Below are 24,229 nucleotides of genomic sequence, written 5' to 3' on the forward strand. Positions count from 1 at the left end.
GATAGTGGCAGGAAACCAAGAAAGTTGCTGTCCGTAGACATAAACCCTTGCAAATCTAAGGGCTTAGGAGCCATCCGTGGTACGCTCATTGGATGGCAACGAACTATTTAAAGAAAATTTTATCGGCTCGCGTCTATGACGTAGCCAGAGAAACCGAACTTCAGCTGGCTCCCGAGCTGACCAAGCGTTTGGGCAACAAGGTATTGCTCAAAAGGGAAGATAACCAGCCCGTTTTCTCCTTCAAATTACGAGGCGCCTATAACAAAATGGCTCATTTACCCCCAGAGGCCTTAAAACGCGGGGTTATTGCGGCTTCGGCAGGCAATCATGCCCAGGGTGTTGCCCTGTCGGCCGCCAAAATGAAGTGCAAGGCGGTCATTGTAATGCCGACCACCACTCCCAGCGTCAAAATAGATGCCGTTAAGGTCAGAGGTGGCTCTTGGGTAGAAATCATCCTCCACGGCGAGTCCTACAGCGACGCCTTCAAGCATTCTGAGGTCCTAGAGAAGAAACGGGGTTTGACCTTTATTCACCCCTTCGATGATCCAGATGTCATAGCTGGACAAGGAACCATCGCGCAAGAAATTTTTGCTCAATACCAAGAACCCATCGATGCAGTATTTGTAGCAATCGGTGGTGGTGGACTCATCGCTGGAATTGGTGAGTATGTCAAAGCAGTTAGCCCAAAAACTAAGGTGATTGGCGTTCAAGCATCTGACTCGGATGCTATGAAAAGATCGCTCAAAGCAAATAAACGCATTGAGATGAAAGACGTTGGTCTCTTTTCTGATGGGACAGCAGTTAAGTTAGTCGGCAAAGAAACCTTCCGCATCTGTAAAAAAGTAGTTGATGAAATCATCACGGTTGATACCGATGAAATCTGCGCAGCAATTAATGACGTATTTACCGATACCCGTAGCATCCTTGAGCCTGCTGGTGCCTTAGCCATCGCGGGCATGAAGAAATATGTTGAGCAGAAAAAAGTAAAAAAAAGAAAACATTAGTAGCAGTTGCTTGCGGTGCCAACATGAACTTTAGCCGTCTGCGGTTTGTGGCAGAACGTGCCGATGTTGGTGAATTCCGCGAAGCCGTATTTGCGGTCACCATTCCGGAAGAGCGTGGATCATTTAAACGATTCTGTGAACTACTAGGTAAGCGCAACGTTACTGAATTTAACTATCGTATTGGCGATCAAAAAGAGGCGCATATTTTTGTGGGCATCAGCACACAAAAAGCAGGTGATAGCGAAGCTATTGCAAAACATTTTCGTAAGGCCAAGTTTGCCACTATCGATCTGACTCATGATGAGCTAGCTAAGTCTCACTTGCGTCATATGGTTGGCGGGCACTCCACTCTTGCAAAGGATGAATTACTCTATCGCTTTGAGTTCCCCGAGCGCCCTGGTGCACTGATGAAATTCTTAACTAGCATGGCGCCCAATTGGAATATTAGCCTGTTTCATTACCGTAACCATGGGGCTGACTATGGCCGCATTTTGGTTGGTATTCAGGTTCCCAAAAATGAGCAGAAAAAACTGCAAACCTTCTTGGCAACCCTCGGTTACCCACACTGGGATGAGAGCAATAACCCAGCATATCGCCTCTTCCTGAAATAAGGGCTAATTTAGAAGATGTCTTACACCCTCACCGGAAAACTAGTTGTTGCGATCTCTTCGCGCGCCTTGTTTGATTTTGAAGAAGAGAATCGCATCTTCGAGTCGACCGATGACAGTGCGTATATGAAATTACAACTCGAACGCCTGGGAATAGCGGCACAAACCGGTGTTGCATTTCCTTTGGTGAAGAAACTCTTAGCGTTTAATGAAGAGGGTGAGCAACGTGTTGAGGTTGTCATTCTTTCGCGCAATGATCCCGTGAGCGGCCTGCGGGTTTTTCGCTCTGCAGAGCACCATGGTCTTCATCTTGAGCGCGGTGTATTTACCCGTGGTCGCCCTCCCTATCATTACCTCCGCTCCTTACATGCCAATCTCTTTTTGTCTGCCAATGAAGATGATGTCAGAGCAACGATCGATGCAGGATTTCCGGCGGCGCGGGTGTACCCAGAATCCAGTAAGACCGCTGAATCACACCCCAACGAAATTCGTATCGCCTTTGACGGAGACGCAGTACTCTTTTCCGATGAGGCCGAACAAGTCTTTCAGAAAAAAGGTCTTGAGGCATTTGTAGATCATGAGAGCAAGAAGGTTGATATTCCTTTGCCACCCGGTCCATTTAAACCCTTGCTAGAGGCGCTTCATCGCCTACAACGATCGACTAGCGAAAACGGTATGCGCATTCGTACCGCTTTAGTGACTGCGCGTTCAGCACCCGCACATGAACGCGCTATTCGAACACTCATGGCATGGGGTATTGATGTTGATGAGGCCATGTTCTTAGGCGGACTATCTAAGAGCGAATTCCTAAGAGAGTTTGAGCCAGACTTTTTCTTTGACGATCAAACTGGTCATTGCCAATCAGCAGCTTCAGTAGCTCCTACAGGTCATGTCGTTTCAGGCGTATCCAATAAACCTAAGAAGTAAACAGAAGAAGCAAGTATTCATGGCAACCATCCCACTTGGACAATCCACGCAATATCCCGATCATTACGATCCGAGCTTGCTCTTTCCCATTCTTCGGGCCCAAAACCGCACCAAGATTGGCTTAAAAGAGGGGCAAGCTCTTCCATTTGTGGGTGTTGATATTTGGAATGCATTTGAGCTGAGCTGGCTCAATAAAAAAGGTAAGCCTCAAATTGCATTAGCTGAATTTCAAATTCCAGCTGACTCCCCAAACATGATTGAGTCCAAGTCATTTAAGCTCTATCTCAATAGTCTCAATAATGCACACTTTGAAGATGAAGCAGAAGTTTGCGAAAAATTGATTGCGGATTTGTCTGCAGTTGCTGGTAGCAAAATCACCATTCGTATCAATCCGCCAGAGCTCCTAGCAAAAAAGGCATGGAGGAGATGGGTGGCATCTTGCTGGATCGATTGGATATTGAGGTTGATCCAAGCCTACCGGCTGATCCAGCTCTGCTGACTGCAAATGAATCCTTTGGCCCTATTGAGCAGTGTCTTGTGTCTCACCTACTTAAATCAAATTGTCCTGTCACAGGTCAACCTGATTGGGCGAGTGTGCAAATTCGTTATCAGGGTCGCCCCATTTTGGAGGAAGGTCTTTTGCGCTACCTCATTGGCTTTAGACAGTTAGGCGAGTTTCACGAACATTGTGTAGAAACCATCTTTACTGATATCAAGCGTCAATGCAAACCTGACAAACTATCAGTCTATGCTCGCTACACTAGACGTGGCGGATTGGATATCAATCCCTTTAGAACCGATCACAACGCGCCTTGGCCTGAAAATATTCGGCATGCACGCCAATAGCTGAATGATGACAAATAAAACCCCTTATAAGGAAATCCTAGAAGGGGTTTCTTACTACTGCACTGCTAATACAGTACTGAAGTTTTAATTCTTAAAACGGAATATCGTCATCCATTGCACCGAGTGATGCAGCATTAGATGATGCAGGGGCAGACTGCTCAGCCGGCTTTGAGCGCGCATAGCTTTCGACACCATCACCGCTTCCGCCTACTGGCTTACCACCAAGCATTTGCATTGTTTCTGCAACGATTTCTGTGGAGTACTTCTCTTGACCACTTGCATCAGTCCATTTGCGAGTACGCAAACGACCCTCTACGTACACTTGTGAACCTTTCTTAAGATACTGGCCAGCGATTTCTGCAAGCTTGCCAAAGAATGCAACACGATGCCATTCGGTTGTTTCTTTCATTTCACCAGTTTGCTTGTCTTTGTAGCGATCAGATGTTGCTACTGAGATATTAGTCACCGCGTCACCACTTGGCATATAACGCGTTTCTGGATCACGTCCTACGTTACCTACGATGATGACTTTATTTACCGAAGCCATGTTGTCTCCCGAAGAAAAATACTGCTGTTATTACTACTAAAAATGAACTGTTCGCTTTTATCAAATTAATCAAGCTGCGGTTTTGTCTTTGCTGGTAATTCACGCATCGACCAAGCAATTGTAAGCCAGCAAAATACGAGTACTGCACCCATCACAAAGACTGATAAATCACCATGGCTATCCATCAAATAACCCCCAATGGCTGCGCCAGTGAATAAGCCAATGGATTGGGTTGTGTTGTAAACACCTAAAGCAGTGCCTTTGGATTCTTTTGCAAAACGCGACACTAAAGAGGGTTGCAAAGCTTCAAGCAAATTGAAGCCCACGAAATAAACTAACAAAGCAATTGCAATTAAGCTTACCGAAGAAGTATTAGTAAACAATATTTCAGCAAGCAATAACAACCCAATTGCCAATAACAAAATAGTGCGTAATTGCTGTTTCTTTTCACCAAAAATTAGGATGGGCGCCATCAAGAAAAAAGAGAGCAACACGACTGGAAGATAAATTTCCCAATGGGATGACAATGGCAAACCTGCTTGGACTAGCAAACGGGGTACCACTAAAAACATCGCCACTTGGGTTGCATGTAATACAAATACGCCGATATTTAAGCGAACTAACTCGGGACGGAAAAACACCTCCTTCAAAGAAGCTTGCTGCACTTTGACTTCTGGCTGATGGCTTGGCAAAACATAGTAGGTCACCAACATGGCCATCACCCCAAAAACAGCCAAGACCACAAAAATTCCACTAAGACTGATCAATCGGTAGATTGGAGCAGCAATGACCAAAGAGAGGGCAAATGAGAGCGCAATGCTGCCCCCAACTAAAGCCATGGCACGGGTACGAACCTGTTCACGGGTGAGATCAGCCACCCACGCAGAAATAGCAGCTGATACTGCTCCGGCCCCCATCACGCCTCGGCCAATAGCAATCCAGAGCAAGTCGTCCTTAGCGGCGCAAATTAAAGCACCAGCCACAAATAGAGACAGGCCCCATAAAACCACGGGTTTACGACCAATTCGGTCGGATAAACGCCCTAAAGGGATGTAAAAACAGGCTTGAACAATATTGAAGATTCCCAGGGTCAGGCCGACCCAAAGTGAATGCTCACCACCCGGCAAGCCTCGCGCATGAATACTAAAGACGGGCAAAAGCAAAAACAGGCCTAGCATACGGAGGCCAAAAATGCCTGCTAAGGCCAGAGTGGAGCGAAGTTCAGAAGGATTCATGGGAAAGAGCTATATTAACAAGTTACGCAAAATAATCATGAATAACGAAATCAAAATCCGCGGTGCCCGCACCCACAACCTCAAAAACATCAATCTAGACATCCCTAGAGAGAAATTGGTCGTTCTCACTGGATTATCTGGCTCCGGCAAAAGCTCCCTGGCTTTTGACACTCTCTATGCCGAGGGTCAACGTCGCTATGTCGAATCTCTTTCTGCCTATGCCCGTCAATTTTTACAGCTCATGGAAAAACCCGATGTGGACATTATCGAAGGTCTTTCGCCTGCAATCTCGATTGAGCAAAAAGCTACTAGCCATAATCCACGCTCTACCGTTGGTACCGTAACGGAAATTCATGATTACCTGCGCTTATTGTTTGCCCGTGCAGGCACACCACATTGCCCTGATCACGATCTTCCGCTTGAGGCACAGAGTGTTTCACAAATGGTCGATACCGTACTGTCAATGCCAGAAGAGACCAAACTCATGATTCTTGCTCCGGTGGTCAGTGAGCGCAAAGGGGAGTTTGTGGATCTGTTTCAAGACCTCCAGGCCCAAGGCTTTGTGCGCTTTCGCGTCCGCTCTGGTGGCGGTACAGCGAATGCTGCTAAAGCTCAGATTTTCGAAGTAGATCAATTACCAACACTCAAGAAAAACGATAAGCACTCTATTGAAGTGGTGGTCGACCGCATAAAGGTGCGTCCGGATATTCAACAACGCCTTGCCGAATCCTTTGAAACTGCTCTTCGACTTGCCGATGGCAAAGCGATGATTGTGGATATGGATACTGGCAAAGAAATGATTTTCTCAAGCAAGTTTGCTTGTCCAGTGTGCTCCTACTCTCTACAAGAACTTGAACCACGTCTTTTTTCTTTTAACAACCCGATGGGCGCCTGCCCTTCTTGTGATGGCCTTGGTCATCAATCATTTTTTGATCCAAAGCGGATCGTGGCTCATCCCGATCTATCACTGGCCTCTGGCGCTATTAAAGGCTGGGATAGACGTAATCAGTTCTACTTTAAGTTACTACAAACTCTAGCCAAGCATGGCGGCTTTGATGTTGAAAAACCATTTGAGTCACTCAGCAAAAAACAACAAGATCTTGTATTGCTCGGCTCTGGAGACGTCACAATTCCGTTTGAGTACATTAACGAGCGCGGCAAAAATAGTATTCGCGAACATGCTTTTGAAGGCATTGTTACGAACTTTGAAAGACGCTATCGCGAGACCGACTCTGTCACTGTGCGTGAAGAATTAGCGCGCTATCAAAATGTGCAGACCTGTCCAGAATGTAATGGCAGTCGCTTGCGTAAGGAAGCGCGTTTTGTCAAAGTGGGTGAAAAAAAACAATCTCGCGCCATTTATGAAATCAGCGCATTGCCACTTAAAGAAGCAAAAGAATACTTTGAAGCGCTCGAACTCAAAGGCGCCAAAAAAGAAATTGCAGACAAGATCGTCAAAGAAATTAGCGCTCGTTTGCGCTTTTTAAATGACGTAGGACTAGACTATCTCTCTCTTGAGCACAGTGCAGATACCTTATCCGGAGGTGAAGCACAGCGTATTCGTCTGGCCTCCCAGATTGGCTCGGGTCTTACTGGTGTGATGTACGTACTCGATGAACCCTCTATTGGATTACATCAACGGGATAACGATCGTTTGATCGGCACCCTCAAACATTTACGCGATTTAGGCAACAGCGTTTTAGTCGTTGAGCATGATGAAGACATAATTCGCGCCTCAGATTGGGTCATTGATATTGGTCCAGGCGCTGGTGTCCATGGTGGCGAAATTGTTGCTGAAGGCGCACCTGAAGAAGTAGAAGCAAATCCAAATTCACTCACTGGCGCCTATCTTGCTGGACGTGAAGCAATTGCCGTGCCAGAAAAACGCGTACCTGTAAACAATCGCTTCCTAGAAATTATCGGGGCACGTGGCAATAATTTGCAATCAGTACATGCCAAGATTCCGGTTGGTCTTCTCACTTGCGTGACTGGAGTCTCCGGCTCAGGCAAATCAACCCTCATTAATGACACCTTGCATCATGCGGTTGCGCAGCATCTGTATGGCTCCAATGCAGAACCTGCTGCACACGATGCAATTAAAGGCCTTGAGCATTTCGATAAAGTCATTAGCGTTGATCAATCGCCCATTGGTAGAACACCCCGCTCAAACCCAGCGACTTATACCGGCCTCTTTACGCCAATTCGTGAACTCTTTGCTGGTGTTCCAGCAGCGCGCGAACGAGGCTATGAAGCTGGTCGCTTCTCCTTCAATGTTAAAGGTGGTCGTTGCGATTCTTGTGAAGGCGATGGCGTTCTCAAAGTAGAAATGCACTTCCTTCCAGATGTCTATGTTCCGTGTGACGTTTGTCATGGCAAGCGCTACAACCGCGAAACTTTAGATATTCGCTACAAGGGTAAAAATATTCATGAAGTTCTCTCAATGACGATTGAGCAAGCGCATGAATTTTTTGACGCTGTTCCAGTCGTAAAACGCAAACTCAAAACTCTCCTTGACGTGGGCCTGGGTTATGTAAAACTGGGTCAAAGCGCTACGACCTTATCGGGCGGTGAAGCACAACGCGTCAAACTTTCATTAGAGCTTTCAAAGCGAGATACCGGAAGAACACTCTACATCCTTGACGAGCCAACCACTGGGTTGCACTTCCATGACATTCAGTTATTGCTATCAGTGATTCAGACCCTCAAGAAACAAGGCAATACGATCGTGATCATCGAGCACAATCTGGATGTGATTAAGACTGCTGATTGGATTATTGATTTGGGTCCTAAAGGTGGTGCGGGAGGCGGTCAAATCATTGCTACAGGCACACCTGAGGAAGTAGCAAAAAACGAAGCAAGTTTCACAGGCTATTACTTAGCGCCTTTACTTAAGCGCAAACCTGCCTCTACAAAAAAAGGAGCTGGCGATCGGTACGGCTAACTCCTAAGATTGAGTTCAGAGTAATTTAGCTTCAGCCAAATCGGTTGCCTCTGAATTACCTGAGATTACCAGAATATCGTTCGCCTCAAGCCTCAATTCGGGCGCTAAGCTTAATTTAATGTAATCTGCGTTACGCCCTTTACGACGAACTGCCTGAATACTCACACCCTCAACTTCATCACTGAGTTCGCCCAATGTTTTACCGACTGCCCGGGAATTTGGCAATAGCGTGATGGAATGCAAACGCCAAGACTCTTTGGAGCTAAAGTCATCGTCACTAGCGCCCCTGAAATATCCCCGTAATAGGCTATAACGCTCCTCACGCGCAGTAGTAATGCGCCTCACAACCTTGCGCATGGGCACTCCCATGATCAGCAGAACATGTGATGCAATCATCAAACTGCCTTCAATGAGCTCGGGCACAACCTCAGTAGCACCAGCTGCTTGCAGTTTGGCAATATCTGCATCATCTCTTGTACGAACCAATACCGTCATACCAGGACGTAAATGCTCAACTTGATGTAACACGCGCAAACTAGCTGCGGTATCCGCATAAGTAATCACCACAGTTTTGGCTCTTGCGAGTCCAGCGGCAACTAAATAATTTTCACGACTTGCATCTCCGTACACTACGTTATCCCCTGCTGCTGCAGCCTCCTTAACTCGATCTGGGTCTAGATCTAAGGCAATGTAGGGAATCTTTTCTTGATCAAGCATGTGTGCCAGGCTTTGACCAGAGCGGCCAAATCCGCAAATAATCACGTGATTCTCGTTGCGCACACTTTTTGCAGCAACACGAGTTAAGGCAAGGGATTGCAGTAACCACTCATTGCTGGAGAATCGCATCGCGATGCGATCGCTATACTCAACCAAGAATGGTGCACAAAACATCGAGAGTAGCATTGCTGCAAGCACTGCTTGACTCAAAGTGGGATCTATCAAGTCAAGTCCGTCAATTTGAGTGAGCAATACAAAGCCAAATTCACCAGCTTGCGCTAGGCATAATCCGGTCCGAATCGAAATACCGGTGCTCGAACCAAAAGCTCTCGATAGCAAAGCAATGAGGCTGAACTTAAATACCAGAGGACCAATTAAAAGCGCCATGACCAGCATCCACTGCTCTCGGATGACCGCGAAGTCCAACAACATGCCGATAGTAATAAAGAACAGACCCAGCAAAACATCACGAAAAGGTTTGACGTCCTCTTCAACTTGGTGGCGGTACGGCGTTTCTGATATCAACATGCCTGCTAAAAAAGCACCTAGCGCCAAAGACAAACCAAAGTGCTCTGTGAGTCCTGCCATCCCTAAAACAATGAGCAAGAGATTCAACATAAACAACTCTTGCGAACGTAACTTTGCTACCAACCTAAACCATCGACTCATCAGAGTCTGGCCAATGAAGAAAATCAGACTCAAAGCAACCGTAATTTTGATTGAGGCGCTCGTCAAAGCAAAGAAGAGATCTTTGGGATTCTTTCCGAGAGAGGGCAATAAAATCAACAAAAATACCACCGCTAAATCTTGAAAGAGCAAAATTCCTACAACATTGCGGCCGTGTTCTGTTTCTAGCTCAGAGCGATCTGAAATGAGTTTGGTCACAATAGCCGTGGAGGACATTGCTAATGCGCCACCTAATGCAATTGCGGCCTGCCAAGAAATGGGATAAATCCAGCTCATTAGCAAACTGGCGGGAACAGCAAGGAGCATTGTCAATAGAACTTGACTGCCGCCAAGACCAAATACGATGACACGCATGGAACGTAATTTATGGAGATTAAATTCCAGCCCAATCGAAAACATCAAAAAGACCACCCCAAATTCGGCCAAATACTTCACTGTGGCCGAATCACTCGCCAATCCTAGGGCATTGGGGCCGATTAACACCCCAATAGCCAAATAGCCCAAAATAGGGGGTAATCCAAAATAGCGGAAAATAACCACTCCAGCCACACCCGAGGCTAGGAGAATGAGGGTTAATTGAAGGACTGACGGCATATACTTACTCGATGATAGCTAAGACTCGTGAACGTACCCTAAAGCTTGCACGCGACACCCTCACCATTGAGGCTGCCGCACTGCAAACTATGCGCGATCGCCTTGAAGGTAGCAATGCGGATAACCTAGTACAGGCAGTTCAACTACTAGAAGGCTGCAAAGGTAGAATTGTGGTCTCTGGTATCGGCAAATCAGGCCATATTGCCCGCAAGATTGCAGCTACTTTTGCCTCTACTGGCTCGCCAGCATTTTTTGTTCACCCCGCAGAAGCCAGCCATGGTGACTTGGGCATGGTGACTAGAGAAGATGTATTTGTGGCCCTCTCTAACTCGGGAGAGACTGAAGAACTCCTCACTATCGTTCCGATTGTAAAGCGTACAGGCGCAAAACTGATCGCACTTACTGGCGCACCAAGCTCTTCTCTCGCCAAATTAGCAGATGCGCATTTAGATACCAGCGTTGAAAAGGAGGCTTGTCCTTTGAATCTTGCCCCTACCACCAGCACTACCGCAATGCTCGCTATGGGCGACGCATTAGCAGTGGCTTTATTAGATGCAAGAGGCTTTCAGGCAGAAGACTTTATTCGCTCGCACCCAGGCGGGCGATTGGGACGCAAGCAGCTAGCTCATGTCAGTGAAGTGATGCGTAGCTTTGAAGACACTCCAAAGATTTCAGTTGATGCCTCCTTACAAGATGCTCTTTTAGAAATGACATCGAAGCGCATGGGCATGGTAGTCATACTAGATCAGCAACAAAAAGTATTTAGCATCTTGACTGATGGAGATTTACGCCGTCTCTTAGAAAAGACAACCAACCTTGATGGTGTTAGCCTGCAAAATGCAACCACCGCCAATCCTCGGACTATTCCTGCAGACCTGATTGCAGAAGAAGCCATTGAAATGATGGAAAAACATCGTATTAATCATCTCGTAGTGACCGATCAAGAAAGTCGCTTATTAGGTGCGTTGAATCTACATGACCTCTTTGCAGCGAAAGTGATCTAAGACGGTCGATCTCGAGCAAGCTCCTTATGCCTAGCGCCTTTAATACCCACACGACAAATCCCTCATCTTCACACCCTCAAGCTTGGGAGCGCGCGAGTCAAATCAAACTTCTCGTACTCGATGTTGATGGCGTTCTGACCAATGGTCAAGTATGGATTGACGCTGATGGCAAAGAATCTCTCAAGGCATTTGATATTCAAGATGGTTTAGGCATCAAACTCCTAGAGCAATGCGGTATTTCCACTGCCATCATCACCGGCAGAAACTCCAAAATGGTATTAGCTCGCTGCGAAGAGCTCGGAATCAAACAGGTTCACATGGGAGTCGGAAATAAAGCCATTGCTTTAGATGAGGTTCTTAAATCACTCAAACTCAAATCAGCTAATTGCGCCGTCATGGGTGACGATTGGCCAGACTTAGCTATAATGAAAAACGCAGGGTTGCGAATTGCGCCGGCACAAGCTCACCAAGCAGTTCAAGACTTTGCACATTATGTCACCTCCCGCACTGGCGGCAACAGCGCTGTACGAGAGGTTTGCGATCTTATATTAATGGCGCAAAATCGCTACGAGGAATTGCTGAATAAGGCTCAACTTTAAGCAATGCAATTGAATTCTCAAAAAATCAAGATTGGCATTGGACGTGGGCTATTGCGTTTGATGCCATTAATTTTGATGGGCTCATTAACTCTGGCAACCTTTTGGCTGGTTCAAAAAAATATGCCACCAGAAAAACCTGCCCTCGAACGGATTCGCCTCCATGAACCAGATTACACTATCCGTAATGGCGCACTCTCAGCCCTCAACGAGCTAGGCAACACTAAGTATCGTGTGCTTGGTGACAAGGTTACCCACTACGATGATGACGCTTCAATTGATATCATCACGCCCCGAATGCGTCTCTTTCAACCGAACAAAGCGCCCGTCACAGTGAAATCGGATACGGGTCATCTTGATGGCGATCTGACCATCTTGGACTTATTTGATAACGCCTCTATTTTCCGGCCAGCACAAGAAGCCACCAACACTGAACCGGCCACTTTGAGAATGTTGGCAAGGTCTACCTATTTCAAGGTACTAATTAATGATGACATTATCGAAACCAATAAGCCAGTCACTTTGGAACAAGGAATGTCCACGATGAATTCCACAGAGGGTGGCTCTTTTGATAACGTTCAACAAAGCATGACTTTAAAGGGTCAAGTTAAAGGCCGAATTGAACGAGCGCCAAAAGGCAATCCGTAAAATAGAGTCATGCACAGTCATTTTTTTCGCCTACTCTCATTGTCCTGCTTTGCATCTGCTATTGCCGCTGTAAATTTAGTGCATGCTGAAAAAGCCGATAGGGATAAGCCCGTGATTCTGGAGGCGGAAAAAGTATCTGTAAATGATGTGAAACAAATTTACGATCTCAACGGACAAGTTCTACTCATCAAGGGCAGCATAATTGTGACTGGAGAGGAAGGACACATCACAGTAGATCCAGAGGGATATGAATTTATAGATGTCAAAGGAACCCCCGATACCGTTGCTAGCTTTAGGCAGCGGCGTGAAGGCCTTGCAGATGAGTACATGCATGGTAAAGGCAGTAAAGTGACCTACGATGCAAAGACTGAGCTCCTTACCCTGATTGGTGATGCGAGCTTAAAGCGCTCACTCAATATGCAAATGCTCGATCAATTGCATGGCTGGAAAATTGAATATGACGACATAATGCAGTACTATCGTGTAATACCACCGGCAGATGCAAAGCCAGAGGATCTTCCTTTAGCTAGAGCCGTCCTCTCACCAAGACGAAAAGCTACACTAGAGAAATGACAACGGACTTAGCTCAAGATCATCATGCTGCAACCCTGAGTGCGCATCACCTTCAAAAACGTTACGGCTCTAGAACGGTAGTTCGTGACGTATCCGTTGAAGTGCAATGCGGCGAAGTTGTTGGCTTACTTGGACCAAATGGGGCAGGCAAAACTACCTCGTTCTATATGATTGTTGGGTTAGTACCGCTAGATGGTGGTCAGATTGTTTTAGATGGCACCGATATTACCCATCTACCTATTCATGAACGTGCGCGCATGGGCTTGTCCTACCTTCCTCAAGAAGCCTCTGTTTTCAGAAATCTCAATGTTGCTGAAAATATTCAGGCAGTTCTTGAACTTCAAGTGCAAGGCGGGCGCCCGCTATCTAAAAGCGAAATAGCCAGCCGACTAGATGAGCTCTTGGGTGAGTTACAAATCAGCCATCTTCGCAACAACCCAGCACTCTCGCTATCGGGCGGGGAACGTCGACGCGTTGAAATTGCTAGAGCCTTAGCGACACAGCCTAAATTTATCTTGCTAGATGAGCCCTTTGCTGGCGTTGATCCTATCGCTGTCGAGGAGATTCAGAGGATCGTGCGTTTTTTAAGAGACCGTCAGATTGGCGTACTCATTACCGACCATAACGTTCGGGAAACTTTAGGCATTTGCGACCACGCTTACATTATCAGCGAGGGAAGTGTGTTAGCAGAAGGCAAGCCCGATCAAATCATTCAAAATGACGCGGTTCGCAGAGTCTACCTAGGCGAAAACTTCCGGATGTAAATCACGGAACCCGGCTCAAATCTATAAAAAATTGCGTTTCCCTCTTGGTTTTCGGCAAATTCGCTGATACGCTGGAGTCTCATGTTGCATTTTCAAAAAAACGACTCAAAAAAAATTACAGGGGCTTGCTGCGCACCCCTAGCATGACTTTGCGCACGCATCTTTACATCCATAAGGGAGTTGCTGATGAATTTAAAAATCAATAGCCGTCATGTCGAAGTTACGCCTGCTATGCGTACCCACCTAGAAGCCGGACTAGCTAAAATTCGCAAGCACTTTGACCATGTAATTGATGCCTCCGCTTTTTTAGTGGTTGATAACGCCAAAGAGAAGGATCTACGTCAAAGCGCTGAGATCACCATTCACCTCAAAGGCAAAGAATTATTTGCACAGGCCCATAACGCCGATCTTTACCATGCGATGGATGCAGTGGTTGATAAATTGGAACGCCAAGTTGTCAAGCACAAAGAAAAGGTCCAGGATCATCACCACGAAAAGCATTTTGAGTAATCCAAGCCACCAGAGCACCTATAATCTTTTGCAATGAATGCTCTGACTAATCTCTTCAACCCGGACTGCATTGCATTAGATAACCCTGCTAAAAGTAGGGCTGATGCATTTGCGGCCGCTGGTCAGTTATTTGCGAAACAAACCGGCATTGATTCTGGCGCAGTTGTTGAATTCCTTAATGCGCGAGAAGAATTGGGATCAACCGCACTTGGGGCTGGCGTTGCTATTCCGCATGGTCGCGTCAAAGGCCTAAAACAACCTGCGGCAGCTTTAATACGGCTTAGCAGTCCTATCGAATTTGCCGCCCCTGATGGCGAGCTCGTTTCCATCTTGATTTTTTTATTAGTTCCGGAAAAAGCGACCCAACAGCACCTAGAAATACTATCTTCAATAGCGCAGTTCTTGTCCGATGCCCAAGCTCGAGAAATGCTAGCCACTGCTGATAACCCAAACCAAGTTTGCGAGCAACTGCAAAATTGGGGTACCCCAAAATGACTCAACCTCTGCTACTCGACGGAGTTACCGCACAGCAGATTTTTGATGACAATGTCTCAGATTTAAAACTCTCTTGGATTGGCGGCCTTGAAGGAGCGGACCGCACTTTTCCACCTGAGGCAGTCAAAGCAGCAGCAGCGAGCTCTGATTTAGTGGGGCACTTAAACCTCATCCACCCAAGTCGTATCCAAATTTTTGGTGAGCAAGAGGTTGACTACCACGCTGCCCTCGAACCAAAACAAAAACAAGAACAAATTGCCAGCTTAATTTCTAAGACGCCGCCCTGCGTCATTGTGGCTGACGGTAAAACGGTTGACCCCGACCTTCAACTCTTTTGTCAGCGCTCTTCCACACCACTCTTCACCACTCAAATTTCTGCCGCGGAAGTCATTGATCACCTGCGCACCTACCTCACCAAAATTGGCGCCCCTCAAATCACCATGCACGGAGTATTCATGGATATCTTGGGTTTAGGCGTATTGCTCACCGGTGAATCAGGGCTTGGCAAAAGTGAGTTGGGTCTTGAGCTCATTTCTCGCGGGCATGGTTTGGTGGCCGATGATGCCGTAGATTTTTCCCGCCTTGGGCCCGATTACATCGAGGGCCGCTGTCCAGTCATCTTGCGCAATCTTTTGGAGGTCCGTGGACTGGGTTTATTAGATATTCGCACTATTTTTGGTGAAACCGCCGTACGACGTAAGCTCAAGCTAAGGCTCATTGTGCAACTAGTGCGTAGAACTGATGGTGAATTTGAAAGATTACCGCTTGAAGCTCAGCACATTGATGTCCTAGGCATCCCTATTCGCACCGTCAAAATTCAAGTGGCAGCCGGGCGCAATTTAGCGGTTCTCGTTGAAGCCGCAGTACGTAATACGATTTTGCAATTACGCGGCATCGATACCCTAAAAGAATTTATTGAACGTCAGCGCATTCAGATGAATGCTGAATCAGACTCCGCAAAATCTCAGGGGCGCTTGCTTTAAGCCATGCAAATCAATCTGATTGCCGGAATCTCAGGCTCAGGTAAATCAGTAGCCCTGAGGGCATTTGAGGATGCAGGTTATGATTGCGTAGATAATCTCCCAGTCTCGCTACTCGAAAGCCTCATTAGCACCCTAGTCAAAGAAAACAGCGAACGGGTTGCAGTTGCTATTGATGCACGTCGTGGTAAATCCATTACTGAACTTCCCTCCATTCTTGAGAGCCTGAGAAAAGATCATCAAGTCAGAATTGTTTTTCTCAATGCAGACACGAACACACTTGTTCAACGTTTTTCAGAAACCCGCAGACGCCACCCCTTATCGACCAATCTATCTCAAAGTCAATCCACCACCTTGATAGAGGCGATCGATCGTGAACGGAGTCTACTAGAGCCTCTACGAGCCCAAGCGCATAGTATTGATACCAGTAATTTGCCCGCACATGCCTTAAGATCCTGGATTCAAGATCTTTTGAAAGATAAACCTCTTGGTCTTACTGTCGTCTTTGAATCATTCGGTTTTAAAAAAGGCGTTCCAAGCGAAGCAGATCTTGTATTTGATGTGCGTTGCTTACCAAACCCACACTATGACAAAGTTCTCAGACCCTTAACCGGTAACGACAAGCCGGTAAAAGAATTTTTAGAAAAAATTCCTGAAGTGGTCAGTATGGAAAGTGACATCATTCAATTTATTGATAAATGGTTACCTCACTATATTGCAGATGGACGCAGTTATTTAACCGTTGCAATCGGTTGCACAGGCGGCCAGCATCGCTCTGTGTATTTAGTCTATCGCATCAGTGAGCACTTCCGCGCCCAAAAAGATCTGATTAATCTACAGCTTAATTTCTTGAATCGTCATCGCGAGCTTGACTCAATCCCTGCAACAAAACCTTAATGGGTTGTGGTAGCCCATAGCGCCCTATCTGACTCAACGGCACCCATTCCAAATTAGGGTTGGAAAACTCTTTTTTCTCTAGCGCCTCTAGCATCCATATTTGCATCCACAAGCGGCGGTGAGTGAAAACATGCTTAATTTGGGTGCCTTGAACTGCTGATTTACAAATCTTCCGGCAAGTGGCAACTAACTCTGCAGGCAAAGCGGAGCTCAGCAAATCCTTCAAACCAAGAACTTTTACTTCCCCAGAAAGCCTAGGACTCCAAGCAGATTCCGGCAAAGACCAAAGACCTCCCCATATGGCTTTGTCAGGTCGCTTTTGTAACAAGATTGCATTACCTGCACGTATCAGTAGCATATTGCAATCAAACTCAGGTGACTTCGTTTTCACCTGCTTTTGCGGGAACATCAGCACCTGGTCGCTCAAATTTGCCTGGCACTCTTTTGCAAATGGGCATGCCTTATCACCGCTGATACACACTGGTTTTCGAGAAGTACACCAGGTGGCACCAAAATCCATTAAGGCTTGTGTGTAGATCGACATTTCTTGTGGATTCTCAGGCAACAAGTCAGTAGCCAAACTCCATAGACGATTATTGACCGCCTTATCTTGAATAGCGCCCTCCACGGCGAAAAGACGAGCGAGAATACGCTTTACGTTCGCGTCCAAAATCGGTGCTCGTTCATGAAAAGCAAAAGCAGCTATTGCCCCTGCAGTCGATCGCCCAATGCCTTTCAGTTTTTCCAGTAATAAAGGATCGCTAGGAAACTTCCCTGCAAACTCATTCATGATCTGTTGTGCACAAGCATGCAAATTTCTGGCGCGTGAGTAATAACCTAAGCCGGCCCATTCCGCCAATACTTCATCGATATCAGCTGCAGCTAATTTTTTAACTGTGGGGAAACGTTTCATGAAACGTGGGTAACGCTCTAAAACTGTAGCCACTTGCGTTTGTTGCAGCATGATCTCGGATACCCAAACAGCATAGGGATCTCGGTTGGCTTGCCATGGAAGGCCTGAGCGGCCGCTTCGCGCATGCCAATTGATTAATTTCTTAGCAAACGTACCGATTATCGTTTTTGACATACAGGACAAAAATAGGTGGAGCGCTGGCCCTGCACAATCTGTTTAATAGGCGTCTTGCAAGCTTTACAAGGCAAATCTTTGCGGTCATACACTTTGGTTTGCATCATGAAATGGCCTGGGTCTCCATCGCTATTCACGAAATCCTTAAGGCTACTACCACCAGCATCAATTGCTTTTTTCAAAACTAATCTCACTGCACTGGCCAACCGAGCACATTGAGGGCGAGTCAACTTACCGGCAGGCTTTGTGGGATGAATGCCCGCCTCAAACAAACTCTCAGAGCAATATATATTGCCAACACCAACAACCGCTTGACCGGCCAATAAAAATTGCTTCACAGCAACACTTCTTTTTCGAGACGACTGGAATAACACCTCTGCGCCCTTTTCTCCAGAAAATTCTGGTGAAAAGGGCTCGACTCCCAGCTTGAGTAAAAGCGCATTTTTTTCAACCGGCCCCTTGGTTTTGGGATGCCATAAAACCGCACCAAATTTACGGGGGTCATGTAAACGCAAGCTCAATTTGCCAAACTCGAAAGCCACTCGATCATGTGCCTTTAAAGGTTCAGAGTATGGCAAAACTCGCAAAGTACCGGTCATACCGAGGTGTATGAGGAGATACCCTTCGCCCATCTCAATCAAGAGATATTTACCGCGTCTATGGATCGAGATTACTTCTTGGCCAGACAAAATCTTTGGGAGATTTTTGGGGACAGGCCAACGCAAACGCCCATCAAGTACTTTGACGGCGCTAATACTGCGTCCCTGGAGGTGGGGGGCAATCCCCAGCCTAGTGACCTCTACTTCTGGAAGTTCTGGCATAAATCAATTGTAGATTCGCGCATTAGAATGTGCTCATGAGCAAATTCATATTGAAATCCCTTCTCAAGGGCATCTTTCTAATCTGCCTAACTGGTGGAATGGTCATTTCAAGCCAGGCCAACACATCTGCTGATGAGACCCAAACTGGTCAGGCGGTGTTTGAAGTGCTAGCCTCTGAAATTGCTCTGCAACGGGGCGAGGCTGGTCTGGCCTACAGCACCTATATGGAAATGGCCCGCCAATACAAAGATCCCAGACTAGCCCAAAGAGCAATGGAAATTGGGATCGCAGGCGGATCTCCAAATCTTGCCCTTCAAGCAGCTCAGACTTGGGATGCCTTGTCACCGCCAAACCAAACCAAACCACAGGAAGTCTTAATCACTCTTCTTGCCTTGAGTAATCGTTGGTCCGATATTGTCAAACCCAGTATTGCGTTGTTAGCACAACAATCACCTACACAACAAGAAAATACACTCTTGCAATTGCAAGCTTTACTTGGCAAAGCTAAAGATGAATCCGAAGCCTTACGCGCTTTCTATTCAATAGCTTCTACAGTAAAACTGAGCCCTAAAGAACCTGGCCTTTTATACACGTATGCGATGTCAGCAGAAAAAGTAGGGCGCATCGATGTGATGGAAAAAACATTACGAGAAATTTTGCGTAAAAATCCAAACGATGCAAATTCACTCAACGCCCTGGGATACTCTTTAGCTGATCGCAATGTTAAGTTATCTGAAGCTTTAACATTAGTCAGTAAAGCCCATCAGCTCTCTCCACAAGATGGTTTTATCTTAGATAGTCTTGGTTGGGTCAATTTTCGTCTGGGTAAAAATGCACTTGCTCTAGAGCAGTTGCAGCAGGCCTACCAGATGAAACCTGAAGCAGACATTGCTGCGCATACTGGGGAAGTATTGTGGGTAATGAATCGACGAGCAGAAGCTGAAGAGATGTGGCGTCAAGGGCAAAAATTAGACGCTAACAATGCCACCCTTAAAGACACACTAAAACGCCTAAAACCAGACTGGTCTAACTCCGATCAGGCTGCAAAGGGCGTTTGGGATGGGCGCTTTGCTGTTAAGGTTACCGGCCTTACCGAGTCTCAAAATCAAGGTGAATCTGGCGGATTTACCCTGACGCAAGATGAACTCAAAGATATTTTAGAGATCCGTAATCCTGTAGGTGGCTCGCTTGCAAAAATCACGATTACTCCGGGTGAAGCAACGCTAGAACGCGATGGACAAATTGTCACCGCTATTGATACCGATACCTTAATTCAAAATACACTCGGACTTCCATTACCAGCAAGGGGGTTATCCAACTGGCTCAGAGGTGAAATACGCCCTGGGAGCGAAGCAAGCGTAGAAAGAAATAATAGGGGACAAGTAAGCAAGATCAGTCAAGATGGTTGGAATATGGTCTACACCTGGGGCAACAATAATCGACTTGAAAAGCTCATCATGACTCGTAGCTCTAATGTTGGGTCAATTGATATCCGGCTAGTATTTGACAATCCAAATGAGTGATGCGCTTCAAAACTCAGTAACGCTTCGTGCTCCTGCGAAGCTCAATTTATTTCTGCACATTATTGGTAGACGCCCTGACAGCTACCATCTATTACAGTCCGTCTTCCAACTGATTGATTGGTGCGATAACGTCACCTTAAAACGTATTTCTGAAAATGAAATTCGTCGCATTCATCCTATTGACGGTGTACCACCCGAACAAGATTTAGTGGTTCGAGCGGCAAAGTTGTTAAAAGAATTTTCTGGTGTGAGCTACGGGGTTGAGATTGAGCTTCAAAAAAATATCCCAATGGGCGCAGGATTGGGTGGTGGATCTTCAGATGCGGCGAGCACTTTAATTGGCCTCAATTTGCTATGGAATCTCAATCTCCCCACCGAAACACTTTGCAAGCTCGGATTACAACTAGGGGCAGATGTGCCATTTTTCATTTTTGGCAAAAACGCTTTTGTTGAGGGAATTGGGGAGAAAATCCAGGAAATCGCCCTGGAAACACGGGACTTTTTAGTGATTTTTCCCAACCAAAGCATCTCGACCGTTAGCATTTTTCAAGACCCTGAATTGACCAGGAATCATGCTCAGATTACAATCGAAGGCTTTCTTGCATCGCCATGGTCGAATTTATCAAACGATTGTCAGGCGGTAGCGATGCGGATTTGTCCTGAAGTGAAGCAAGCTTTGGATTGGATTAACCAGGCGCTACCGGGCTCCCAGCCTCGTATGTCGGGCTCCGGAAGTTGCGTTTTTGCCATCTTGGATCCTAAGAATGACAACGCAAAACTGGAAAATCTTCTACAAAATCTTCCGGAAGGGTGGATAGGTCGAGTTGTTCGGAGGCTAAATAAAAATCCCGCTTACAATTTGGTTTCTTCAGATTGATCTATAGGGGAATCGCCAAGCTGGTTAAGGCACTGGATTTTGATTCCAGCATGCGAAGGTTCGAATCCTTCTTCCCCTGCCAAATACTGTAGAAACGACAAAGATAACCTTTTGAACCCACAAAACCCTTAAGCCTATGTCCTCCACAAACGCAGATTTATTGACTTTATTCACAGGCAACGCAAATCCGGTTTTGGCTGAGGCGGTGGCCAAAGAGCTCAATTTACCCATGGGCAAGGCCTTTGTGGGACGCTTCTCAGATGGCGAAATTCAAGTAGAAATTCAAGAGAACGTTCGCGGTAAAAATGTCGTAGTTATCCAATCAACCTGTGCGCCAACCAACGACAGTTTGATGGAATTAATGATCATGATTGATGCGCTTAAGCGAGCGTCCGCAAGCCGTATAACCGCGGTGATTCCTTACTTTGGGTATGCCCGCCAAGATCGTCGACCACGCTCTGCACGCGTTGCTATTTCGGCTCGCATTGTTGCAAATATGCTCCAGTCCGTTGCTGGCATTGAACGCGTGTTAACCATGGACCTTCATGCAGACCAAATTCAAGGCTTTTTCGACATTCCTGTAGATAACATTTACGCCTCACCAGTTTTATTGTCTGACCTTCAGGCTCAAAAGACCCGAAAAGACTTAATTATTGTTTCCCCAGACATTGGTGGTGTAGTTCGCGCCCGCGCGATGGCCAAACAATTGGGCACAGATTTAGCGATTATTGACAAACGCCGCCCCAAGGCCAATGTGTCTGAAGTAATGCACCTTATCGGAGAAGTAGAAGGTCGCCATTGCGTGATTATGGACGACATTATCGATACCGGCGGAACTCTTTGCAAGGCTGCTGAAGCACTTAAGGAGCGCGGTGCTAAGGGCGTTACGGCGTACTGTACTCATGCCGTTCTTTCCGGAGGGGCTGTAGCCCGTATTGCAGCATCTCAACTTGATGAATTGGTTGTTACGGACACCATTCCATTGACAGCAGAAGCTTCGAAAGTAAGCAAAATTCGGCAATTGACTGTTGCCCCCCTACTTGCTGAGACCTTGTCTCGCATTAGCAAGGGCGATTCAGTCATGTCCATGTTTGCTGAATGAGCCAAAAAACACTGTTTTAATCGGTTTTTTAGTATTTTTAGGCTCTTTGTAAGCAAAAACCTCCTTTCCCACGATATAATCGAAGGCTTTTCTGTTTGGTCGCGAACGGAAATTAACCTTTAAAGGGAATTTATTATGAAAGTTGTTGCTTTTGAAAGAAGCGTACAGGGAACGGGTGCGAGCCGCCGTCTGCGCAATTCCGGTAAGACTCCGGGTATCGTTTACGGTAGTAAAGATCCAGCCTTGGTCATCGAGTTAGACCATAACGCTCTATTCCATGCTCTGCGCAAGGAAGCGTTTCACTCATCCATTCTTGATTTGGAAATCGGTGGCAAGACACAAAAGGTGTTGTTGCGTGATTACCAGATGCATCCATTTAAGCCATTGGTTCTGCACATTGACTTCCAGCGCGTTTCTGCGACTGAGAAAGTTCATATGCGCGTTCCATTGCACTTCACTAACGCCGAAACTTCAGCTGCCGTGAAATTGCAAGGCGCAGTCGTAAGCCATATCCTCAATGACATCGAAGTTTCTTGCTTACCAGCAGACTTGCCAGAGTTCATTGAAGTAGACTTGAGCAAAATCGAAGTTGGTCATTCAGTACATGCTAAAGACCTGGCATTACCAACAGGCGTTGAATTGGTATTGCATGTTGAGCAAGAGAACCCAGTGATCGCCAATGCCCGCATTCCAGCTGTTAAAGCCGCTGAGACTGCAGCAGCTGCTGCTGATGCAAAGGACAAGGCTTAATTTAGCTAAGTTACTTGCACAATAAAGCCCGCATATGCGGGCTTTATTTTTGCCCTTTGTAGAAACGTTGGTATATCTTTAAACTCCCACCATGACTAAATTAATTGTTGGCCTAGGAAACCCTGGCAATGAGCATGAAGCTGATCGGCACAATGCTGGCTTCTGGTTTCTCGATGCCCTAGCAAAACAATTAAATACTCGATTTGAAACTGAAAAACGTTTTCATGGTCAAGTAGCAAAAGCAAAGTGGGAAGGCGAAGATCTTTTTTTACTCAAGCCAAGCACCTATATGAATCTCAGTGGTCAAGCAGTTGGTACTTTGTGTCGCTTTCATAAAATCACTCCTGAAGCTATCTTGGTAGTGCAAGATGAGCTTGACCTCAAGCCCGGTACAGCGCGCATCAAATTAGGTGGCGGCACGGGGGGTCACAATGGCCTCAAAGATATTCAAGCGCATTTGGGGACGCCGAACTATTGGCGGCTTCGCCTGGGCATTGGACACCCTAGAAATCTGGCCGGTGATGGTCGCCCAATGGATGTTGCAGATTATGTTTTACGTAGACCGCAACTAGCAGAGCAAAAACTCATCAATATCAGCATTGATAATGGCCTGAAAATTTTGCCGCATTTTTTAAAGGGTGATACTCAAACCGCCATGATGGAACTGCACTCCAAACCTTAAGCCGCTCAGTTAAACTGAATTGGCCTTTTTTGCAGCAGTTAAGAGCTTGAATTTCACCATGAGCTGCTCTTGAGTTTCTGCGTGCTCGGGATTAAAAGGAATGCAATCTACGGGACAGACTTGTCGACATTGAGGTGCATCGTAGTGACCGACACATTCAGTACATTTATTCGGATCGATTTCATAAATCTCTAGACCCATATAAATTGCATCATTGGGGCACTCTGGCTCGCATACATCACAGTTGATGCATTCGTCCGTAATCATTAAAGCCATTTTTTACTCAGTGGCCTTACTTAGCATTTTGATTGGCGATCTTCTTCACGAGCCATTTCTCAACCGACGGGAATACAAACTTGCTCACATCGCCGCCCATTGATGCGATTTCACGTACAAAAGTTCCAGAAATAAATTGGTACTGATCGGATGGCGTCAAAAATAGAGTTTCAACATCTGGCAACAGGTAACGATTCATCCCCGCCATTTGGAACTCATACTCAAAATCAGAAACTGCACGCAGACCACGGACGATTACACGCGCATTGTGATCACGCGCAAAATCTTTTAACAATCCATCAAAGCCAACGACCTTAACATTGGAGTAATGACCCAGTACTTCTTTAGCAATATCAATACGCTCATCTAAAGTAAAGGAGGGATGCTTACTTCGGCTAGAGGCCACACCAACAATCAGTTCACTAAAAATGCTTGAAGCACGACGCACCAAATCCTCGTGACCACGAGTAAATGGATCAAAAGTTCCTGGATATACAGCTACAGTCATAAGACTCCTAAGGCTTTATCAGCTACAGGC

General features: G+C 46.3%; 23 protein-coding genes, 1 tRNA gene and 2 pseudogenes. 19 read left to right on the forward strand and 7 right to left on the reverse strand.

Features of this window, described 5'->3' with window-relative positions:
* The first annotated feature begins 92 nt into the window (after positions 1–92).
* From ilvA to queF, 3 genes and pseudogenes are all read left to right on the forward strand, one after another.
* Positions 93–1,615: pseudogene (gene ilvA / locus DXE33_RS06970) on the forward strand (threonine ammonia-lyase, biosynthetic).
* A 15-nt stretch (positions 1,616–1,630) separates the two neighbouring features.
* Complete coding sequence (locus DXE33_RS06975; protein WP_114639251.1) at positions 1,631–2,539, forward strand: 5'-nucleotidase; 909 nt, start codon at positions 1,631–1,633, stop codon at positions 2,537–2,539.
* A gap of 19 nt (positions 2,540–2,558) precedes the next feature.
* Positions 2,559–3,385 (forward strand): annotated as a pseudogene (gene queF, locus DXE33_RS06980) (NADPH-dependent 7-cyano-7-deazaguanine reductase QueF).
* Positions 3,386–3,476: 91 nt separating this feature from the next.
* Here queF and ssb read toward each other — a convergent pair.
* Together ssb and DXE33_RS06990 are read right to left on the reverse strand one after the other, a co-directional pair.
* Complete coding sequence (gene ssb, locus DXE33_RS06985) at positions 3,477–3,932, reverse strand: single-stranded DNA-binding protein (RefSeq protein ID WP_114639252.1); 456 nt, start codon at positions 3,930–3,932, stop codon at positions 3,477–3,479.
* Between the two features lie 65 nt (positions 3,933–3,997).
* Positions 3,998–5,167, reverse strand: coding sequence for an MFS transporter (locus tag DXE33_RS06990; RefSeq protein ID WP_114639253.1), 1,170 nt, complete (start codon positions 5,165–5,167; stop codon positions 3,998–4,000).
* Positions 5,168–5,204: 37 nt separating this feature from the next.
* Between DXE33_RS06990 and uvrA the strand changes: the two genes are divergently transcribed.
* On the forward strand, positions 5,205–8,108 hold the full coding sequence (gene uvrA / locus DXE33_RS06995) for an excinuclease ABC subunit UvrA (protein ID WP_114639759.1): 2,904 nt from the start codon (positions 5,205–5,207) through the stop codon (positions 8,106–8,108).
* Positions 8,109–8,123: 15 nt separating this feature from the next.
* On the opposite strand, the gene DXE33_RS07000 is transcribed toward uvrA, so the two are convergent.
* Entirely contained in the window at positions 8,124–10,106 is a 1,983-nt protein-coding gene (locus tag DXE33_RS07000) for a monovalent cation:proton antiporter family protein (protein ID WP_114639254.1), read from the reverse strand.
* An 11-nt stretch (positions 10,107–10,117) separates the two neighbouring features.
* Between DXE33_RS07000 and DXE33_RS07005 the strand changes: the two genes are divergently transcribed.
* The 9 genes from DXE33_RS07005 (at position 10,118) to rapZ (ending at position 16,573) form a co-directional block, all read left to right on the forward strand.
* Positions 10,118–11,110 (forward strand): KpsF/GutQ family sugar-phosphate isomerase, encoded by a 993-nt coding sequence (locus DXE33_RS07005; protein WP_114639255.1) that lies wholly within the window; start codon positions 10,118–10,120, stop codon positions 11,108–11,110.
* A gap of 26 nt (positions 11,111–11,136) precedes the next feature.
* Positions 11,137–11,709 carry a KdsC family phosphatase gene (locus DXE33_RS07010; protein WP_114639256.1) on the forward strand — a complete coding sequence of 191 codons (573 nt, stop codon included), beginning with the start codon at positions 11,137–11,139 and terminating at the stop codon, positions 11,707–11,709.
* A 3-nt stretch (positions 11,710–11,712) separates the two neighbouring features.
* The gene (lptC, locus tag DXE33_RS07015) at positions 11,713–12,354 is read left to right on the forward strand and encodes an LPS export ABC transporter periplasmic protein LptC (protein ID WP_114639257.1); all 642 of its coding nucleotides are present in this window, start codon (positions 11,713–11,715) and stop codon (positions 12,352–12,354) included.
* A gap of 9 nt (positions 12,355–12,363) precedes the next feature.
* Positions 12,364–12,927, forward strand: a complete 564-nt coding sequence (locus DXE33_RS07020; protein WP_114639258.1) for an LptA/OstA family protein — start codon at positions 12,364–12,366, stop codon at positions 12,925–12,927.
* On the forward strand, positions 12,924–13,691 hold the full coding sequence (gene lptB / locus DXE33_RS07025; RefSeq protein WP_114639259.1) for an LPS export ABC transporter ATP-binding protein: 768 nt from the start codon (positions 12,924–12,926) through the stop codon (positions 13,689–13,691). The genes DXE33_RS07020 and lptB overlap by 4 nt, the downstream gene beginning before the upstream one ends.
* Before the next feature lie 186 nt (positions 13,692–13,877).
* The gene (gene hpf, locus DXE33_RS07030) at positions 13,878–14,201 is read left to right on the forward strand and encodes a ribosome hibernation-promoting factor, HPF/YfiA family (RefSeq protein ID WP_114639260.1); all 324 of its coding nucleotides are present in this window, start codon (positions 13,878–13,880) and stop codon (positions 14,199–14,201) included.
* A gap of 33 nt (positions 14,202–14,234) precedes the next feature.
* The gene (locus DXE33_RS07035; RefSeq protein ID WP_114639261.1) at positions 14,235–14,696 is read left to right on the forward strand and encodes a PTS sugar transporter subunit IIA; all 462 of its coding nucleotides are present in this window, start codon (positions 14,235–14,237) and stop codon (positions 14,694–14,696) included.
* A gap of 8 nt (positions 14,697–14,704) precedes the next feature.
* Positions 14,705–15,679, forward strand: a complete 975-nt coding sequence (gene hprK / locus DXE33_RS07040) for an HPr(Ser) kinase/phosphatase (RefSeq protein ID WP_174222323.1) — start codon at positions 14,705–14,707, stop codon at positions 15,677–15,679.
* Positions 15,680–15,682: 3 nt separating this feature from the next.
* Entirely contained in the window at positions 15,683–16,573 is an 891-nt protein-coding gene (gene rapZ, locus DXE33_RS07045; protein ID WP_114639263.1) for an RNase adapter RapZ, read from the forward strand.
* Here the strand turns inward: rapZ and mutY are convergent.
* Positions 16,518–17,660, reverse strand: a complete 1,143-nt coding sequence (mutY, locus tag DXE33_RS07050; protein ID WP_114639264.1) for an A/G-specific adenine glycosylase — start codon at positions 17,658–17,660, stop codon at positions 16,518–16,520. The genes rapZ and mutY overlap by 56 nt on opposite strands.
* Positions 17,645–18,481 carry a bifunctional DNA-formamidopyrimidine glycosylase/DNA-(apurinic or apyrimidinic site) lyase gene (gene mutM, locus DXE33_RS07055; protein ID WP_114639265.1) on the reverse strand — a complete coding sequence of 279 codons (837 nt, stop codon included), beginning with the start codon at positions 18,479–18,481 and terminating at the stop codon, positions 17,645–17,647. The genes mutY and mutM overlap by 16 nt, the downstream gene beginning before the upstream one ends.
* A 35-nt stretch (positions 18,482–18,516) precedes the next feature.
* Here mutM and DXE33_RS07060 point away from each other — a divergent pair, with 35 nt between their 5' ends.
* From DXE33_RS07060 to pth, 6 genes are all read left to right on the forward strand, one after another.
* On the forward strand, positions 18,517–20,004 hold the full coding sequence (locus tag DXE33_RS07060) for an outer membrane lipoprotein LolB (RefSeq protein WP_114639266.1): 1,488 nt from the start codon (positions 18,517–18,519) through the stop codon (positions 20,002–20,004).
* Entirely contained in the window at positions 19,997–20,881 is an 885-nt protein-coding gene (ispE, locus tag DXE33_RS07065) for a 4-(cytidine 5'-diphospho)-2-C-methyl-D-erythritol kinase (RefSeq protein ID WP_114639267.1), read from the forward strand. The genes DXE33_RS07060 and ispE overlap by 8 nt, the downstream gene beginning before the upstream one ends.
* A gap of 5 nt (positions 20,882–20,886) precedes the next feature.
* Positions 20,887–20,963 (forward strand) — tRNA-Gln (locus tag DXE33_RS07070).
* Between the two features lie 54 nt (positions 20,964–21,017).
* On the forward strand, positions 21,018–21,983 hold the full coding sequence (locus DXE33_RS07075) for a ribose-phosphate pyrophosphokinase (RefSeq protein ID WP_114639268.1): 966 nt from the start codon (positions 21,018–21,020) through the stop codon (positions 21,981–21,983).
* A 135-nt stretch (positions 21,984–22,118) separates the two neighbouring features.
* Positions 22,119–22,733: a 50S ribosomal protein L25/general stress protein Ctc gene (locus DXE33_RS07080; RefSeq protein ID WP_114639269.1), complete on the forward strand. Its 615-nt coding sequence runs from the start codon at positions 22,119–22,121 to the stop codon at positions 22,731–22,733.
* A 91-nt stretch (positions 22,734–22,824) separates the two neighbouring features.
* Positions 22,825–23,415: an aminoacyl-tRNA hydrolase gene (gene pth, locus DXE33_RS07085; protein ID WP_114639270.1), complete on the forward strand. Its 591-nt coding sequence runs from the start codon at positions 22,825–22,827 to the stop codon at positions 23,413–23,415.
* Between the two features lie 9 nt (positions 23,416–23,424).
* Here the strand turns inward: pth and DXE33_RS07090 are convergent, their stop codons facing one another.
* Together DXE33_RS07090 and coaD are read right to left on the reverse strand one after the other, a co-directional pair.
* Entirely contained in the window at positions 23,425–23,691 is a 267-nt protein-coding gene (locus tag DXE33_RS07090) for a YfhL family 4Fe-4S dicluster ferredoxin (RefSeq protein WP_114639271.1), read from the reverse strand.
* 16 nt (positions 23,692–23,707) lie between these two features.
* Positions 23,708–24,199 (reverse strand): pantetheine-phosphate adenylyltransferase, encoded by a 492-nt coding sequence (gene coaD, locus DXE33_RS07095; protein ID WP_114639272.1) that lies wholly within the window; start codon positions 24,197–24,199, stop codon positions 23,708–23,710.
* Between the last annotated feature and the right edge of the window lie 30 nt (positions 24,200–24,229).

Source organism: Polynucleobacter necessarius (assembly GCF_900096765.1).
Classification (GTDB): Bacteria; Pseudomonadota; Gammaproteobacteria; order Burkholderiales; family Burkholderiaceae; genus Polynucleobacter; species Polynucleobacter necessarius_F.